This window comes from Pseudoalteromonas sp. SR41-4 (genome assembly GCF_014163985.1).
Taxonomy (GTDB): Bacteria; Pseudomonadota; Gammaproteobacteria; order Enterobacterales; family Alteromonadaceae; genus Pseudoalteromonas; species Pseudoalteromonas rhizosphaerae.
Genome location: NZ_JACJEI010000087.1, coordinates 1 through 526 on the forward strand (window position 1 = coordinate 1; position 526 = coordinate 526).

At 33.1% G+C, this 526-nt stretch carries 1 protein-coding gene; it reads right to left on the reverse strand.

What is annotated here, in order from left to right; genetic code table 11:
• Positions 1-83 precede the first annotated feature (83 nt).
• Positions 84-329, reverse strand: coding sequence for a hypothetical protein (locus H5180_RS23350; RefSeq protein WP_182759263.1), 246 nt, complete (start codon positions 327-329; stop codon positions 84-86).
• Between the last annotated feature and the right edge of the window lie 197 nt (positions 330-526).

Here is a 526-nt window from a genome sequence, read left to right on the forward strand (position 1 = left end):
TGCTGGCGAGGGTCGTCAATTGATTCGAAATATTTAAATAGTTGAATATCAGGCATGGGGGCTCCTTAAAAAGGAGTATAAGATCATACTTTTAAGTCAAGGTAAAGTTCGTGATCTTGCCCTGGAGTTATAGCTGATTTTTTTATTTTTTGAAGATCATCAAAACAGCTTGGGAATTTATCCTCAATGCTTTTAATTGCGTCTAAGTAATACTCCATCATATCAGATATACCCTTAGCTATTAATGTGTAATATTCCACTTTCAGAGCAAAATACTTAAATTTCCATTTATCATAGAACAACTGAAAATGATTTATATTAGAACACATATCAAGGTACTTAATACTATTAGTGATCAATAAATAGCTGTACGAACGATATATATCTTGTGCATGGTCGTATGTTAACACCAAGCGACTTTGTCGTATCTTAATTACCAAGCGATTCTGTCGTAATCGCTAATTACTAAGGGAATTTGTCGGTCACTTTTTTACGTGTCTGTTAGTGTTTTGTTTTTGGAATACTA

What these genes read in the sequence shown, in the direction of transcription:
- H5180_RS23350 (WP_182759263.1), bottom strand. Translation starts at nt 329, where the DNA reads ATGTGTTCTAATATAAATCATTTTCAGTTGTTCTATGATAAATGGAAA.